Genomic DNA, 12,804 nt, shown 5'->3' on the forward strand with positions numbered 1-12,804 from the left:
CCGCGCTGCGGGGTCAGAAGCCAGGGCTTGTGCCTTGTAGTACGCCATGTTCAAGCGCATAGCGGGTCAGGCCAGCGGTGGATGAAATCCCAAGTTTGCGCCGGATGTTCTTGCGGTGCGTTTCAACGGTTCGAACCGAGATATCCAATGCTGCGGCGACTTCCTTGTTGGATTTGCCCTGCGCCAATTCCAGCAGAATTGTCTGTTCGCGCCCGGTCAATGCCTCGCGGGCGCTATCGCCTTTGGGCTGAAGCGATCCACTGGCTCCGGTGCACAAGTACTGCTCACCACGCATCACTGCGTCGATGGCCTGTTTGATCTCGTCCGTCGGCACGTCCTTGAGCACGTATCCGCTGGCGCCGTGGCTCAGCGCGGTCGAGATGTATTCGGGGCTGTCATGCATGGACAGGATCAGGATGCGTGTCCGGGGCAGGCGTTCCAGAATGATCTCGGTCGCGCTAAGGCCGCCTAAACCGGGCATGTTCAGGTCCATCAGGATCACGTCGGGCGCAAGATCGGTCGCCTGATCCACAGCCTCTTGTCCGCTGCCCAAGGTCCCGACCACCTCGATCTCATCATAGCTTTCAAGGATCGACTGAATCCCTTCGGCGACCATGGGGTGGTCGTCAACGATAAGAACCCGGATTGTCTGATCGCTCATGTACCAGCCTTTCGGTTAGGCGTTGCGTCCTCTTGCGGCGGCAGCATATGGCTCAGAGGCAGGCTGACCTCGATCACTGTGCCGCTGCGTGGGGCGCGTGATGACAGAATGCGCAGCGATCCGTCAAGCTGTTCGATGCGTTCCTGCATGTTGCGCAGGCCGATACCGGGGTTGGCGGGGTCAGGTGTGGTGCGTAACCCACGGCCATTGTCGGTGATCCGCATTGTCGCGCCTTTCTTGTGGCCGCGCAGGTCGATTGTAACACGTGTCGCCCCGGAATGACGCTCGATATTGGTCAGCGCTTCTTGGGCGATGCGATACAGAGCGATCTTGCTGTCCTGGTCCAGCCGGTTGCGGAACACCACGGTCGAGAATTCGGTTTCGATCCCGGTGCGTTCGCAGAAATCGTCGGTCAGCGCCTTGAGGGCAGGGCCAAGGCCCAGATCATCCAGCACGCCGGGCCGCAGGTCGCGGCTGATGCGGCGGACTTCGGTAATGGCGGAGCCTAGATTGTCGATGCCCTTTTCCAGAGGTGCCTGCGCCCCGGCATCGTCACCGCGAGACAGGCGGCGGCGGGCATTGTCCAGCGCATAGCGGACACCGACGAGGATCTGACTGATACCGTCATGCAATTCGCGCGCCACGCGCCCACGCTCTTCCTCTTGCGCATCAAAAACCCGCTGCGTCAGTTCCTTGAGTTTGGCATCTGCCAAGCGGCGCTCGCGGACGTTCAGCAACATGCCCGAGGTGAAGACAACCAACACCGCGGCAAGAACAATTGCGCCTATATACGAGAAAGTCCGTTGCACTCGGGCCTCGACCTCGGCCCGTGCGTTGGCGACTGTCGCGACGATGTCGTCGATGAAAACTCCTGTGCCGACAGCCCACCGCCAATCCTGCAGGCCGACCACATAGGCGATCATTTGCGCTTCTTCCCCGGTCGAGGGTTTCTGCCACATGAAACTGTGCCAGCCCGCACCTTGACGGGCCAGGCTGATGAATTCGTCCACAACAGGAGTGCCGTCGCTATCGGTCAGCCCCTCCCAGTTCCGGTTGATAAATTCGGTCTGGCGCGGGCTGACGAGATTGTTGCCGTCATAGTCATAGACAAAAAAGAACCCGTCCTTGCCGTAGATCATCGCTGACAGGATTTGCGTCACAAGGTTCTGCGCGACCTTATCCTCTGTAGATGCCCGTCCGTAGATATAGGCAAACCCGTTGCGAGCCTGCGTGACATAGTTCTTAAGTTCTTCTTTCTTGGCTTCAATCAGTCGCCGCTCAAGCGCTTCAATTTCACGTTCGGCGGTGGCCCGGGATTCATGAACCACGAAGAACGCAATCGCCGCCACTGCGACGACCAGAGGGATCGCCGCCACAAGCGACAATTTCTGGCCGTAGGTCAGTGAAATCAGATTACGGAATCCCCTCATAGGCGAATCGATACGCAAGCAGGCGGCAAATTGCAAAATTTTTGGTGAATTGGCGCATTTGAGAGGGCCGGCGCGCAGAATTATTTTGCATTTGTCACGGTTTGCACTCGGGAAAACATCAAAAACACGATCCCCTACGTAGTACTAGGTATTCACATTCACATCGTGGTCATTAGGCTGACGCGCACTGAAAACGACTACGCCCGGCAATCGCTCGGGTTTTGAATATGTAGGGGAGGAACACTCATATGGATCGTCGTTCATTTCTAAAAACATCTGCTCTGGGCGGCTCGGCAGCTGCAGCCACCACGCTGGCGGCACCGGCATATGCGCAGGGTAAGCGCACGCTGACCATGGTAACCTCGTGGGGTCGCGGCCTGGCGGGTGTTTTCGACAGCGCACAGCGTTGCGCCGACAGCATCACTGCGATGTCGGACGGCAACCTGACCGTGGACATCAAGGCTGCCGGTGAATTGGTTGGCGCATTCGAAGTCTTTGACGCGGTTTCGTCGGGTCAGGCCGACATGTATCACGCGGCGGACTACTACTTTGTTGGCCAGCACCCGGGCTATGCCTTCTTCACCGCTGTTCCGTTCGGCATGACCGCTCAGGAAATGGTGAACTGGTACTATCAGGACGGCGGCATGGAGCTGCATGACGAGCTGGGCCAGATCTTTGGTCTGAAGTCGTTCCTGGCAGGTAACACGGGCGCGCAGGCGGGTGGCTGGTACTCGAAAGAGATCAACGGTCCAGAAGACTTCCAAGGTCTGAAATTCCGTATGCCCGGTCTGGGTGGCCAAGCTCTGGGTAAACTGGGCGCGTCCGTGCAAAACATTCCGGGCTCTGAAGTATATCAGGCGCTGTCGTCCGGTGCGATCGACGGTACCGAGTGGATTGGTCCGTGGGCTGACGAAAAAGCCGGTTTCCAGGAAATCACCAAGGTTTACTACACCGCCGGTTTCCACGAGCCCAATGCAGGCCTGTCGCTGGCAACCAACCGCGACGTGTTCGAAAGCCTGACACCTGCGCAGCAGAAGATCATTGAGATCGCGGCGGCTGAATGCCACCAGTGGAACTTGGCACAATTCCTGGCCAATAACGGTGCGGCCCTGCAGCGTCTGCAATCAGGTGGCGTCAAGGTCATGGAATTCCCCGACAGCGTTTGGGATGCGTTCGGTCAAGCCAGCCAAGAAGTGCTGGACGAAAACATGGGCGACGAGCTGTTCAAGAAAATCCACGACAGCCACATGGCGTCGTCGGCATCGTCGGCCGGCTGGCAGGACCTGTCGTCGGGTGTTTACACAACACAGCGTAACCGCGTCCGCGGCTAAACGTTTTCCAAACGATCAATTGGTTTTCCCGCCTTCGCGGGGAAACCTTTCTCTGTTGCGTATGCGCGGACCCATCAAACCGCTATAATCAGCAGTGCAACTGATACGACCTGGGGACAACATGCAGGACGAAAACGGTATCTCGTTCTTCGGCGCCCTGTGGAACGGACTTGTGTGGTTCGTTCAAAACATTGCCGAAGCCTTCTATAATTTCGGATACGCCATCACGCATCCGCAACTCTGGCTGAACTGGTCGGACAAAGAAGCGATCATGCGCTTTGTCTACTACGGTGGATCAGTCGAGTTCTTCTTTGTGGTTTTCACACTCTTTCTGGTTCTGACGGTCATCGGGCTGTACTACCGGAATTTCATGTGGGGCATGGTGCGAGGCCTGGAAGGGTTCGCCAACACCACCGGGCGTTTCTTTGCCTGGGCCGGTCTGTTGATGGTCATTCAGCAGATCGTCATCGTGTTCATGCAACGCGTGTTTACCCGCCCGGATATGTCGTTTGGACTGGGTATTCCGTTTCAGATGGATATCAGCTGGTTCGCAGAAGAGCTGAAACTCTATAACGCGATGGTCGTCTGCCTGTGCTGCACATATACATTCGTGCAAGGCGGTCACGTACGTGTTGACCTTATCTATGCAGGTATCAGTCACCGCGCCAAACGCGTGGTCGACATGTTGGGTGCGGTTTTCTTCATGATGCCAATGGCGGTGCTGACCTGGATGTATGGCTGGTACTTCATGTGGCGGCACCTGATCGTGCCGAAACCGTCGGCCAGTGACACGCTGGATCGTTTGGTGATGAAATCCCGCGCGCTGCGCTGGAACATTGAAACCATCGGTTTCAGCCCAAATGGGTTCAACGGATACTTCTTGTTCAAGATACTGCTGGTGGCTTTTGCGGCCATGGTGTTCTTGCACGCGATCGCATTCCTGTACCGCTCGTATCTGGAATACGTGGAAGGGCCGGACAGCGTTGGAAAATATCTCGACAAGGACAGCCTTGGCGAGGGTGAAGAAGCCTACGAAGGCGCACATTAGGGACGGAGACCCAGACTATGTTATTCGGACTTGATGGCGTCGAGATAGGCCTCATTATCGTATTCTTCTGCCTCTTCGGGGGCATCCTTTCCGGGTTCCCGGTGGCTTTTGCCATCGGTGGGGCCGGTATCATCTCATTCGGGATCATCGCCGCGCTGGACAGTGCCGGTCTGTTAATACACCAGGCAATTGATACCAGTTCCCAAGCATACCGAGACCTTGTGAATTCGGGCGTCAAACCGGACACGGTGTCGGTGTTCCGCTTCCCGGACTTACCAAGGATCGCCGAGCCGGTCTTTGTGCAAGGCTGGGAAACCGCGCTGGACCGCAATGTCTCGTTCATCGTGAACCGCATGAACGAACGCGTTCTGGCGGGGCAGTCTATTGAGACCCTGCTGGCCGTCCTGATGTTCGTTTTGATGGGCATCACGCTGGAACGCTCAAAGATCGCGAACGATCTGCTGACCACAATGGCGCGCGTCTTTGGACCGCTGCCGGGTGGTCTGGCCGTGTCGATCGTGGTCGTGGGTGCATTCCTGGCGGCCTCGACCGGTATTGTTGGTGCGACCGTGGTAACCATGGGCCTGCTGGCGCTGCCGACCATGTTGCGCAACAACTACTCGCCTGAACTGGCGACGGGTGTGATTGCGGCATCGGGCACGTTGGGGCAGATCATTCCGCCGTCCATCGTGATCGTTTTGTTGGGCACCTTGGCGGGTGATCTCTATTCAACCGCGCAGGAAACGCGCGCTCAGGACGCAGGCTGTACCGATGCGCTGACCTATCTGGGGGAACCGGCTGTGGTTTCGGTCGGAACGCTGTTCCAGGCCGCCTTGTTGCCGGGGATCATGTTAGCGTTGCTCTATGCGCTTTATGCCTTTGGCTATGCACTGTTGAACCCTGAGAAAGCCCCGGCAGTTCCAATGTCCGGCGGAAGTGGTGAGCCGATCACGCGCAGTGAAGGCCTGACTTGGTTGCTTGGAGCACCTGTCGCCCTGATCGTTGGCGCAGTCCTGCTGGGCAGCTCGGGGGTCATTGGCAGCCAGAACATCAACGTCTCGGCGTTTTCAGACATCGGTGCGGGCGCGTCGCTGCGCACCAATGTTTCCGAGCAGTGCAAGGTGTCGATGATCGAGCTGCACGGACAATCCGCCTGGGATCAGGCCGTATCCGAGCAGGAAACGATTGACGCCGCTGGTGGTGTCGCCAACGCCGAACGACTGAGCGAAGAGGCGCTGGTCGAGGCGCGCGAGGCCAAGATCGCCGCTGCGGCGCCGATTGGTACTGGTGTTGCGGTGATTGTGGTTCTGCTGGGTCTGACACTGGTCATGGGCCGCGGCATTGCGCCGTCCAAACCGACGCAGCCGTTGATTTTGGGCGCTATCGGTCTGCTGTTGATGTTGCTGGTTGATGTTCTGCTGATTGCACCAACAACGTCTTCGGGATTGACCTTCGTCCTTCTGGCTTTGCCCTTTGCCTTGGCAATGTACGGCTGCAAGGAGGCGGCAGCCCGGTGTGCCACGAATGATTTGATCCGGGTGGTCTTTCCGCCATTGGTTCTGATTATCGCGGTGCTAGGATCAATTCTGGGCGGTGTGACCAACCCGACACCAGCGGCCGCGTTGGGAGCGGGCGGAGCGATCATGCTGGCAGCCTATCGCAAGCTGCAGGATCAGGAGCGTTCCGGCAAGGTGATCATCTGGGCCACTTTTGCCGTGATCATTGCGCTGCTGATGGGCGTGAACTTTGATCTGCGCATCAATCAGAGCAATGTGAACTTTGAGACCTGGGTCGCCTTCATAATTGCTTACGGTGCTTATCTGTATGCCCTATTCGGTCTGTTGTTTGGGTGCTGGGTTCTGTTCACCAGCGGTGTTCTGACGCCGGTGGTGCGCGAGACGGCCAAGGTGACCTCGATGGTGTTCACCATCCTGATCGGATCGCAACTGCTGAACCTGGTGGTGATCTCGTTCGGGGGTGAGCACTATATTCAGCAGTTCCTGCGCAGCTTTGACAACGAGTTCACGGTCTTCCTGATCGTGATGTTGGTGCTGTTCATTCTGGGCTTCGTGCTGGATTTCCTTGAGATCATCTACATCGTGATCCCCATCGTGGGACCGGTGATTTATGGTGGCTCGTTCGATCCGAAATGGGTGACGATCATGGTGGCGGTGAACCTTCAGACGTCGTTCCTTACGCCGCCGTTTGGGTTTGCGCTATTCTACTTACGAGGCGTCGCGCCCAAAGAAGTCACAACAGGCCACATCTACCGTGGGATCATTCCGTTCGTGATCATTCAGGTGGTCGGGATTGCGATCCTGTGGTTCTTCCCGTCGATCGTGACCATTGTTCCGGATCTGATCCCGAATTGATGCGACGTTCATAACCAAATTGAAAAGGGGGCCTTTGGGCCCCCTTTGCTTTGGTGTTTGGGGGAAGGGGCGCTGCCCCTTCTTGGTATGCGACCAATTCAACCCCGGGATATTTTTTGCCAGATGAAGTGCAGATCAGGTGAACTGGATCAGATCCCAGCGATTGCCGAACGGGTCGCGCCAGACGGCGACGATGCCATAGGGCTCATTGCGTGGGTCTTCCTCGAAATGGACGCCTGCAGTGATCATTGCGTTGTGGTCACGTTGGAAATCATCGGTTTGAAGGAAAAAGCCGACGCGCCCGCCGGTTTGGTTTCCAACGGCAGCGGTCTGGCTTGGGCTATCTGCCTTGGCCAGCAGCAGGGATGCGTCGCCCGAACCCGGCGGGGCAACCCGGACCCAGCGTTTGCCACCGCCGAGATCAATATCCTGCTGCAGGGTGAAACTGAGTGTTTGGGTATAGAAGGCGATCGCGTCATCGTAGTCCGGCACCACGAGGGTGACGGCGAAAAGACTTTGGGGCATGGGATATCAGCCTTTGGTAGGGTGGCGGTCGGGCAGTTGGATGCTGGCAACCTGTTCCGCGATTGGCGCGGTGGACAAAGGGTGGCGGCTGGAATCCGTCAGTTCAGATGGGTTGTTTACGCTGATCCATTCGCCCTGGTAATAGGCCTCAAGCCCTGAGAAGCGCGCTTTGTAACCCATCTTGGGGCTGCCCGGCACCCAGTATCCGAGGTAGACATATGGCAACCCGGCTTCGCGCGCGATGTCGATGTGATCGAGGATCATATACGTGCCCAGCGAGTTTTGCGGTTGCTGGGGGGTGTAGAACGAGTAGACCATGCTGAGGCCGTCATCCAGGACATCCGTCAGGCTAACGCCGATCAGATCTCCGGTACTTGGGTCGGCATATTCCACGACCCGGCTGCGGATCGGGGTTTCTTCGATCATCGCGGCGAACTCGAAAACGTCCATATCGGCCATTCCACCATCCGCGTGGCGGGTATCCAGGTAGCGGCGGAAGAGTTCGTATTGCTCATCCGTGGCCCAGGGAGAATTTGCCCTGCGTTGCAGGTACGCGTTGCGTTTGGCCGCGCGTTTCTGACTTTTGCTTGGGCGGAAGACCGTCACGTCGATCCGGGCCGACAAACAGGCTGCACAATCGGAGCAGGACGGGCGGTACAACACATTTTGCGATCGGCGAAACCCTTGTTGGGACAATGAGTTATTCAGCTGATCCGCACCTTCCCCCTGAAGGGCAGTGAACAATTTACGCTCCATCCTGCCCTCAAGGTAAGGGCAAGGCTGTGGGGCCGTCACATAGAATTGTGGCGCGATTGGCAGCGTGTGTCGCATGAACGTTCCGTGTTTCCTTGGACCGGATGATAACAACCGATCCTAAAACCGCCAAGTGATTCACGTCGTTGAATTTTTTACGCGCGCTGGTTGATCATGACAGTTCCAAGGAACGCATCAGTAAGTCCCTGGCCACGTGCGCTGGTCAGCATCATGATGACCGAGATGATTTGTATGACCGGAAAGGCCATGCTGACAAAATAACCGGCCGTGTGGGCCACCGCTTTGCCAAAATCCATCCGGGATCCGAATGAATCGCGCAGTTCGATCCCCATAAAGCGCATGCCCAGTGTGGCCGAGCCATTGGCGATGGTAATCACGCGGTAGACGAAACTGACGACGGCATAGATCAAGGCCAGAACGAAAAAGCCCAGACCAAAGGTCAGCAGGATGGCCACCGTACACAACAGCGAGATAAAGGCGATGTCGAAAAGCCAGGCGATAAAACGCTTGGTCGCGACAGACTGGTAAAACTCCGGCTGTCGGTCTGGGTCGGGCAGGTGGGTCATATTTTGATTTCCGGCTGAGAATTTAGGACACCCTGTCCCGAATGTCGGGACAGGGCAAGGTCGGCTTAGGCGCGTTCGCCGTTTTCAGCCTCATCACTGTTTTCACGGGCGCGTTCGTCCATGAACTGGTCAAACTCAGCCTTGTCTTTGGCGTCACGCAGGCGGCGCAGGAAGGATTCGAATTCCTGTTGTTCGCGCTCGAGCCGGGCCAGGGTGTCGGACTTGTAGGCGTCAAACGCGCTATTGCCGGATGGCTTCATCGCACTCATGTGGCTGTGCCAGGATTTGCGACGGCTGCAGGATTTGCTGAACATGCGTTTGCTCCAGATCATATAGGCAAGAAGCGCCAGGCCAACGGGCCAGAAAAAGATGAAACCAAGGACCATGGCGGCGATCCAGGCCCCTTTGCCCTTGTCATCCATCCAAGCTTCGGCACGAGAGAGCCACCCCGGATTTTGTGGGACGGCGTGGTCGGACAATGCGGTCATTTGGGTTCTCCGGGTTTGATGTAAATTGCTTTCACATTGTCTAGATGGGGGCTGAAGTGCGGGTTGCAAGGGGTCGATGTAAAAATGATTTACATTTTGTAATTTGCGGTGGTTGACCTTGCTGTGGAACGGGCGCACTTTCCGCCTATGCAACATATTGAAAATACGACACCTCCGACGCTGGATGAAATTCTGAACCTGGAAAAGCAGGTTTGGACCGCCCTAATGGAAGGCAATGCAGCCGCAGACCGGGCCTTGCTGAGCTCGGATTTCCTTGGGGTTTATCCGACGGGATTTGCGAACCGGAATGATCATGTGGGGCAGTTTGCCGACGCGCCGACGATGGCGCGCTATGAGCTAAGCGACACCCGGTTGCGGGTTTTGACCTTGGACATTGTTCTGCTGTCATACCGGGCCGACTATCAGCGACCCAAGGCCAAGGGTCGGGAGGCAATGCTAATCTCGTCGCTTTGGGAACGGCGGCATGACGTCTGGGTCAACAGTTTCAGTCAGGATACGCCTCTGGAGGGGAAATGACCGCGCCTCTTTCCATTCAGCGCTTGCCACGAGCATTCGATCAGTCGCTTGGCGATGATGCGCGCGCAGCGGTCAGCGGCATTACATCCGAACAGGGCGAGTTGATCGCAGGGGCAGCTGGGTCCAGCCCCTATCTGAAAAACTTGATTGATCACGAAAACGATTGGTTGGCCTCAGCGTTGCAACACCCCGATGACGCGCTGGCCGACGTTTTGCAGGCTGCGCGAATGCTACAACCGGATCAGTTGAAACCGGGGCTGCGGCTGGCCAAGCGACGGATGGCGTTGCTGACCGCACTGGCTGATCTGGCGGGCGCGTGGCCGTTGGAAAAGGTGACCGCGGCGCTAACCGATTTTGGCGCGTTGGCGGCGGATGTGGCGGCCAAGGCCGAGATCGCCAACCTGATCCGACGCGGCAAACTGCCGGGGATGGGCCCGGACGATATCGAGACCGCCGCAGGGATGATTATTCTGGCGATGGGCAAGATGGGCGCATACGAGTTGAATTACAGCTCGGACATCGACTTGATCGTCCTGTTCGATGAGACGCGGTTTGATCCCGATGACTTCTACGAAGCGCGGCAGGGCATGGTGCGGGCGACACGCAATTTCTGCGCCACGCTCAGCGATAAGACGGCGGATGGGTATGTGTTCCGCACCGATCTGCGGTTGCGCCCGGATCCGGCTGTGACGCCGGTCTGTATGGCGGCCGAGGCAGCCGAGCGGTACTATGAAAGCTTGGGCCGGACATGGGAGCGCGCGGCCTATATCAAGGCGCGCCCTTGCGCGGGCGATATTGCGGCCGGACAACGGTTTCTGGATACGCTGCGCCCCTTTGTCTGGCGGCGACATCTGGACTTCGCCGCGATTCAGGACGCTCACGACATGCGCCTGCGCATACGTGAAAATAAGGGAACCGGCGGTGCTCTGACTATTCCGGGTCATGACATGAAACTGGGGCAGGGCGGTATTCGCGAGATCGAATTCTTTACCCAGACCCGCCAGTTGATCGCTGGGGGTCGCGACCCTGACCTGCGTGTGCGCGGTACGGTGCCCGGATTGGCGGCGCTTGCCGAAAAGGATTGGGTCCCGCAGGACGTGGCTGACAAGCTGACCGATCACTACCGCGCCCATCGTGAGGTCGAACACCGTATCCAGATGGTCCATGACGCTCAGACCCACAAGGTGCCGCAATCGCCGGACGGGATAGAACGCGTCGCTTGCCTGATGGGGATCGACGTCGACGAACTGACCCGTGACCTGACCCACAGGCTGACCGAAGTGCACGACCTGACCGAAGGCTTTTTTGCGCCCGGTTCCTCGACGCGCGCGCCAATTGGCGAGGTGGATTTTGACCAGAACGTTCTGGCCCGCTGGACGACATATCCCGCACTGCGATCGCAACGCGGCGCGCGGATTTTCGAACGCCTCAAGCCCGAGCTGCTATCGCGTTTGGCAAAAACAGCGCAACCAGACGAGGCGCTGCGGGCACTTGATGGTTTTCTGTCAGGCCTGCCCGCCGGCGTTCAACTGTTTTCACTGTTCGAGGCCAACCCCCAACTGATCGACCTGCTGATTGATATTGTCGGGACATCCCACGCGCTTGCGGCGCATCTGTCGCGCAATGCATCGGTGTTTGATGCGGTGATCGGCGGCAGTTTCTTTAGCGACTGGCCGGGGCAGGCTACGCTGCAGGCGGATCTGGATCAGGCCCTTTCAGAGGAATCAGATTACGAAAGCCAGTTGGATCTGGCCCGCCGCTGGTGCAAGGAATGGCACTTCCGCGTTGGCGTTCATTACCTGCGCGGGCTGATTGATGGTGAACAGGCGGGGCAGCAATACACTCAGCTTGCAAGCGCGGTGATTGCCGCGATCCTGCCGCGCGTATCGGATCATTTTGCCCGTAAACACGGCCCTGCACCGGGGCGCGGTGCAACCGTGCTGGGCATGGGGTCACTTGGGGCTGGGCGGATCAACTCGCAATCCGATCTGGATATGATCGTGATCTATGACCCTCTGGATCAAGATATGTCCGAGGGACCGCGTCCATTAGCGACCCGCACCTATTATGCCCGGTTCACGCAGGCGCTGATTACGGCGCTGTCCGCGCCGATGTCACAGGGGCGATTGTATGAGGTCGATATGCGCTTGCGCCCGTCGGGCAATCAGGGGCCGGTGGCGACAAGTTGGGCCAGCTTTACCAACTATCAGCAGAACGAAGCGTGGGTTTGGGAACATCTCGCCCTGACACGGGCCCACGTGATCGCCGGAGACGAAGGTCTGGCCGAAGATATCGAGACGTTCCGCACAAACCTGCTGTCGCAACCGCGTGACCAGCAGAAGGCCCTGCGCGAAGTGGCCGAGATGCGCGCCCGCTTGGCCGCTGCCAAATCACCAGCAGGGGTCTGGGACGCCAAAAACGGCCCCGGCCGGATGATGGATATCGAACTGATGGCTGAAACTGGGGCGATGTTGTCAGGCGTGGAACAGCGCGATGTGCATTCCGGTTTGGACGGCGCCGTCGCTGCTGGTTTGTTGGACGTCGCTCAGGCGCAAACGCTGAAGGACTGCTACGACCTATGCTGGTCCGTACAATGCGCGGCGCGCTTGTTGTCCGGCAAGGTCATCGAAGCTGACAATGTCGGCGAAGGGGGGGCTGCCTTCCTGTGCCGCGCGACTGGATTTGAACAGGTTGAACAGCTGCAAAGCGCGCTGCAAGACAACTACAGCACGGCCGCTGAGATTATTGGCGGCGTGATCAGGGACGAAGATGATGGTGCAGAGTAAAGATCCAAATGATCACAAAGGGTTGATCCGCGAGGCGTATCGGATCGAAGGCATCACATTGCCTGAATGCCGCAGCATTTTTCTGGACTGGGCGCTGAGCCTGCCCGCTGAACGGGACCAATCCCAGGCGCTGATCGATCTGCATGCCTCCTATTCCCAACAGGACGCCGATCACCCGATGACACAGGTGTTGGCCGAGGGGTTGCAATCTGCCAAAACCCCCAAGCGGCGCGGCGGTTGGCGATCGCGCGACCGCTAGGGCTTTTCCCTCGGGGTATTCGCGACT

12 protein-coding genes are annotated in these 12,804 nt (G+C 58.0%); 6 read left to right on the forward strand and 6 right to left on the reverse strand.

The window, feature by feature from the left end; genetic code table 11:
- Positions 1-13 precede the first annotated feature (13 nt).
- On the reverse strand, positions 14-661 hold the full coding sequence (locus AC2FJC_RS03020) for a response regulator transcription factor (protein WP_058277545.1): 648 nt from the start codon (positions 659-661) through the stop codon (positions 14-16).
- On the reverse strand, positions 658-2,091 hold the full coding sequence (locus AC2FJC_RS03025) for a cache domain-containing protein (protein ID WP_496738366.1): 1,434 nt from the start codon (positions 2,089-2,091) through the stop codon (positions 658-660). Before AC2FJC_RS03025 ends, AC2FJC_RS03020 begins: the two co-directional genes overlap by 4 nt.
- A 248-nt stretch (positions 2,092-2,339) precedes the next feature.
- Here AC2FJC_RS03025 and AC2FJC_RS03030 point away from each other — a divergent pair, with 248 nt between their 5' ends.
- The 3 genes from AC2FJC_RS03030 to AC2FJC_RS03040 all read left to right on the forward strand — a co-directional run bounded on the left by AC2FJC_RS03030 (position 2,340) and on the right by AC2FJC_RS03040 (position 6,842).
- Positions 2,340-3,422 (forward strand): TRAP transporter substrate-binding protein, encoded by a 1,083-nt coding sequence (locus AC2FJC_RS03030; RefSeq protein WP_058273960.1) that lies wholly within the window; start codon positions 2,340-2,342, stop codon positions 3,420-3,422.
- Positions 3,423-3,543: 121 nt separating this feature from the next.
- Positions 3,544-4,470 carry a TRAP transporter small permease subunit gene (locus tag AC2FJC_RS03035; RefSeq protein WP_496738367.1) on the forward strand — a complete coding sequence of 309 codons (927 nt, stop codon included), beginning with the start codon at positions 3,544-3,546 and terminating at the stop codon, positions 4,468-4,470.
- Positions 4,471-4,487: 17 nt separating this feature from the next.
- Positions 4,488-6,842 carry a TRAP transporter large permease subunit gene (locus AC2FJC_RS03040; protein WP_109311367.1) on the forward strand — a complete coding sequence of 785 codons (2,355 nt, stop codon included), beginning with the start codon at positions 4,488-4,490 and terminating at the stop codon, positions 6,840-6,842.
- 135 nt (positions 6,843-6,977) lie between these two features.
- Here AC2FJC_RS03040 and AC2FJC_RS03045 read toward each other — a convergent pair whose 3' ends face one another.
- The 4 genes from AC2FJC_RS03045 to AC2FJC_RS03060 all read right to left on the reverse strand — a co-directional run bounded on the left by AC2FJC_RS03045 (position 6,978) and on the right by AC2FJC_RS03060 (position 9,195).
- Positions 6,978-7,367 (reverse strand): VOC family protein, encoded by a 390-nt coding sequence (locus AC2FJC_RS03045; protein WP_109311357.1) that lies wholly within the window; start codon positions 7,365-7,367, stop codon positions 6,978-6,980.
- A 6-nt stretch (positions 7,368-7,373) separates the two neighbouring features.
- On the reverse strand, positions 7,374-8,198 hold the full coding sequence (locus tag AC2FJC_RS03050; protein ID WP_496738368.1) for an arginyltransferase: 825 nt from the start codon (positions 8,196-8,198) through the stop codon (positions 7,374-7,376).
- 77 nt (positions 8,199-8,275) lie between these two features.
- Positions 8,276-8,707 (reverse strand): RDD family protein, encoded by a 432-nt coding sequence (locus tag AC2FJC_RS03055; RefSeq protein WP_496738369.1) that lies wholly within the window; start codon positions 8,705-8,707, stop codon positions 8,276-8,278.
- A gap of 65 nt (positions 8,708-8,772) precedes the next feature.
- Positions 8,773-9,195, reverse strand: coding sequence for a DUF2852 domain-containing protein (locus AC2FJC_RS03060; protein ID WP_496738370.1), 423 nt, complete (start codon positions 9,193-9,195; stop codon positions 8,773-8,775).
- A 147-nt stretch (positions 9,196-9,342) separates the two neighbouring features.
- Between AC2FJC_RS03060 and AC2FJC_RS03065 the strand changes: the two genes are divergently transcribed.
- The 3 genes from AC2FJC_RS03065 to AC2FJC_RS03075 are packed head-to-tail and all read left to right on the forward strand — an operon-like array spanning position 9,343 to position 12,777.
- The gene (locus AC2FJC_RS03065) at positions 9,343-9,732 is read left to right on the forward strand and encodes a DUF4440 domain-containing protein (RefSeq protein ID WP_496738371.1); all 390 of its coding nucleotides are present in this window, start codon (positions 9,343-9,345) and stop codon (positions 9,730-9,732) included.
- The gene (locus AC2FJC_RS03070; RefSeq protein WP_496738372.1) at positions 9,729-12,518 is read left to right on the forward strand and encodes a [protein-PII] uridylyltransferase family protein; all 2,790 of its coding nucleotides are present in this window, start codon (positions 9,729-9,731) and stop codon (positions 12,516-12,518) included. Before AC2FJC_RS03065 ends, AC2FJC_RS03070 begins: the two co-directional genes overlap by 4 nt.
- Positions 12,505-12,777 carry a hypothetical protein gene (locus AC2FJC_RS03075; protein ID WP_496738373.1) on the forward strand — a complete coding sequence of 91 codons (273 nt, stop codon included), beginning with the start codon at positions 12,505-12,507 and terminating at the stop codon, positions 12,775-12,777. Before AC2FJC_RS03070 ends, AC2FJC_RS03075 begins: the two co-directional genes overlap by 14 nt.
- Positions 12,778-12,804 lie beyond the last annotated feature (27 nt).

The organism is Ruegeria sp. CDSB117 (genome assembly GCF_059611005.1).

Coding starts and splice junctions, on each gene's coding strand:
- AC2FJC_RS03020 (WP_058277545.1), bottom strand. CDS start 661: ATGAGCGATCAGACAATCCGGGTTCTTATCGTTGACGACCACCCCATG.
- AC2FJC_RS03025 (WP_496738366.1), bottom strand. CDS start 2,091: ATGAGGGGATTCCGTAATCTGATTTCACTGACCTACGGCCAGAAATTG.
- AC2FJC_RS03030 (WP_058273960.1), top strand. CDS start 2,340: ATGGATCGTCGTTCATTTCTAAAAACATCTGCTCTGGGCGGCTCGGCA.
- AC2FJC_RS03035 (WP_496738367.1), top strand. CDS start 3,544: ATGCAGGACGAAAACGGTATCTCGTTCTTCGGCGCCCTGTGGAACGGA.
- AC2FJC_RS03040 (WP_109311367.1), top strand. CDS start 4,488: ATGTTATTCGGACTTGATGGCGTCGAGATAGGCCTCATTATCGTATTC.
- AC2FJC_RS03045 (WP_109311357.1), bottom strand. CDS start 7,367: ATGCCCCAAAGTCTTTTCGCCGTCACCCTCGTGGTGCCGGACTACGAT.
- AC2FJC_RS03050 (WP_496738368.1), bottom strand. CDS start 8,198: ATGCGACACACGCTGCCAATCGCGCCACAATTCTATGTGACGGCCCCA.
- AC2FJC_RS03055 (WP_496738369.1), bottom strand. CDS start 8,707: ATGACCCACCTGCCCGACCCAGACCGACAGCCGGAGTTTTACCAGTCT.
- AC2FJC_RS03060 (WP_496738370.1), bottom strand. CDS start 9,195: ATGACCGCATTGTCCGACCACGCCGTCCCACAAAATCCGGGGTGGCTC.
- AC2FJC_RS03065 (WP_496738371.1), top strand. CDS start 9,343: ATGCAACATATTGAAAATACGACACCTCCGACGCTGGATGAAATTCTG.
- AC2FJC_RS03070 (WP_496738372.1), top strand. CDS start 9,729: ATGACCGCGCCTCTTTCCATTCAGCGCTTGCCACGAGCATTCGATCAG.
- AC2FJC_RS03075 (WP_496738373.1), top strand. CDS start 12,505: ATGGTGCAGAGTAAAGATCCAAATGATCACAAAGGGTTGATCCGCGAG.